Raw genomic sequence first — 2689 nt, 5'->3', positions numbered from 1 at the left:
TGGGGCACAGCAGCGGAAATGCCTCGTAACGCAGCCACTGCTGCTGCAGGTCGGGATCTTGTAACAAAGAGTCGAGCTGTTGCGCACTGATGCCTTGATTATCACTGGCGGCAGATAGCCAATCTTGTTTTTCAGACGACATACATAATCCTGTCTTTGTTCATAGGTTAGCTGATTAACGGCTTCAGCTGGATGTCAATTGCTTCCCGTGCCCGGAAGATCCGGCTACGGACTGTGCCTATAGGACAGCCCATCACTTCAGCAATTTCTTCGTAACTCAGACCATCCATTTCACGCAAAGTGATGGCAATGCGCAATTCTTCCGGCAATTTTTCAATAGTTTCGAACACTACATGGCGGATTTCTTCGGTCAGCAACAGCTTTTCCGGCGAATCCTGCACTTTTAACGCGTCACTGCCCTCATAAGAGTCAGCTTCTTCCGCATCAACGTCTGTTGAAGGCGGTTTGCGGCCGTTGGCCACCAGATAGTTTTTTGCACTGTTTACAGCAATACGATACAACCAGGTGTAAAACGCACTGTCTCCGCGAAAGCCTGGCAGCGCACGATAAGCTTTAATAAAGGCTTCTTGTGCTACATCTGCCACGTCGCCATGATTAGAGACGTACCTTGAAATTAAGTTCGCTAATCTGTGCTGATATTTTCTTACCAACAGATTAAAAGCTGCTTTATCCCCTTGTTGTACCCGCTGGACTATCTGCCAATCCAATTCTTGCTCGCTCATCCGAGCTTGTCCCCTGTTTTGCTTACTGCTAAATTTTGCAACCGGCTCTCGTCAAGCGTACCCTTATGACGGGACCGAAGTGAAAAAGTTCGGTTTAATAGATAAAAAAGTTACAATAGATTGATCCTGACCGCATTGGATGACATATAGCCCATCCGAACGCTGACGGACACCTCAGCGCCAGTCGCAGCCTGCCTGGCTTTTTACTCAACTAAGATTCTGTTTTTTGTCAGATTTAAGTGTATCGCATGCAACAGCAAAAAGAACATCTTTGTGACGTATTAATTATTGGCAGCGGCGCTGCCGGTTTGTCTTTGGCGCTGCAACTGGCAGATAAACTGAATGTAATGGTGCTGAGTAAAGGCCCGCTGCGCGAAGGTTCCACTTTATACGCACAAGGTGGCATTGCCGCTGTGTTTGATGAAAACGACAGCATTGACTCCCATGTCAGCGACACCCTGATTGCCGGCGCCGGTTTATGCGACGCACAAGCAGTGAAATTTACCGCCGAGCATGCCAAAGAAGCGATGGAATGGCTGATTGAACAAGGTGTGCCTTTTGATCAGTACCGTGATGAAGATGGGGTGTTAAAGTACCATCTGACCCGCGAAGGTGGCCATAGCCACAGACGCATTCTGCATGCAGCAGACGCCACAGGCCGCGCTGTGCAAATTACTTTGGTTGATCAGGTTAAAGCCCACCCGAATATCCGTTTGCTGGAAAATTACAACGCTATCGACCTGATCACAGCAACAAAGCTGGGCCTGGCGGGTCAACATTGTTATGGCGCTTATGTCTGGAACCGCAACTCAGAGCAAGTTGAAGTCATTTCTGCCCGTTTTGTGGCATTAGCAACAGGCGGCGCCAGTAAAGTGTACCTTTATACCAGCAATCCGGATGTGGCCAGTGGTGACGGTATTGCCATGGCATGGCGTGCCGGTTGCCGGGTGGCCAATATGGAATTTAACCAGTTCCACCCCACCAGTTTGTATCACCCGGACGCCCGCAATTATCTCATCACCGAAGCCATGCGCGGTGAAGGCGCTTATTTAAAAAGGCCGGACGGCTCGCGTTTTATGCCGGATTTTGATGAGCGCGCAGAGCTGGCCCCCCGTGATGTGGTGGCCCGTGCTATCGACTTTGAAATGAAACGTTTAGGTGTGCCTTGTGTGTATCTCGACATCAGCCACAAGCCCAAAGATTTTATTATTGAGCACTTCCCCACTATTTATGCCAAGTGTTTAAGTGTGGGCATCGACATCACCAAACAGCCTATTCCTGTGGTACCGGCCGCCCATTACACCTGCGGCGGCGTGATGACCAACCAGAATGGCCAAACCGATGTGCCCAATTTATATGCCATTGGCGAAGTGGCTTATACCGGCCTGCATGGTGCCAACCGCATGGCCAGTAACTCATTATTGGAATGTGTGGTGTTTGCCCAAAGTGCCGCCAAACATATTCTGGCCAATCTGGCACAGGCAGCAGCACCTATCTCACTGCCACAATGGGATGAAAGCCGCGTCAGTAACTCAGATGAAGAAGTAGTAATCACCCACAACTGGCATGAACTGCGGTTATTTATGTGGGATTTTGTCGGCATAGTGCGCACCACCAAAAGGCTGGAACGTGCGTTACACCGCGTGGAATTATTACAACGCGAAATTCAGGAATATTACCGCCATTTCCGTGTCAGCAATAATCTGCTGGAACTGCGTAACCTGACGATGGTGGCGGAGCTGATTATCCGCTGCGCCATGGCGCGCAAAGAAAGCCGTGGCTTACATTACACCCTGGATTATCCGGCTATGCTGGACAACCCCAAACCTACAATCCTGACACCACCGGAGCGTGAAACTGAGCCGGTAACAACTCAAACGATCTGAGTTTCTGTCTGCAGTAAAAAGAAAAAACGGCGCACAAGCGCCGTTTTTTGTATTGGCTGG

2 protein-coding genes are annotated in these 2689 nt (G+C 49.7%); one reads left to right on the top strand and one right to left on the bottom strand.

From position 1 onward, the window contains the following. Positions 1-167: 167 nt before the first annotated feature. Entirely contained in the window at positions 168-743 is a 576-nt protein-coding gene (gene rpoE / locus A612_RS16230) for an RNA polymerase sigma factor RpoE (protein ID WP_075806986.1), read from the bottom strand. 248 nt (positions 744-991) lie between these two features. Here rpoE and nadB point away from each other — a divergent pair, with 248 nt between their 5' ends. Further along, entirely contained in the window at positions 992-2629 is a 1638-nt protein-coding gene (gene nadB, locus A612_RS16225; RefSeq protein WP_075806985.1) for an L-aspartate oxidase, read from the top strand. Positions 2630-2689: the final 60 nt, after the last annotated feature.

The sequence above is a fragment of the Melaminivora alkalimesophila genome, from assembly GCF_000282995.1.
In the GTDB taxonomy this organism is placed as follows: Bacteria; Pseudomonadota; Gammaproteobacteria; order Burkholderiales; family Burkholderiaceae_C; genus Melaminivora; species Melaminivora alkalimesophila.
This window is presented reverse-complemented; position numbering and strand designations above follow the sequence as displayed.

Bases quoted from the DNA above. Each gene is read 5' to 3' on its own strand.
- rpoE (WP_075806986.1), bottom strand. From the start codon at position 743: ATGAGCGAGCAAGAATTGGATTGGCAGATAGTCCAGCGGGTACAACAA.
- nadB (WP_075806985.1), top strand. From the start codon at position 992: ATGCAACAGCAAAAAGAACATCTTTGTGACGTATTAATTATTGGCAGC.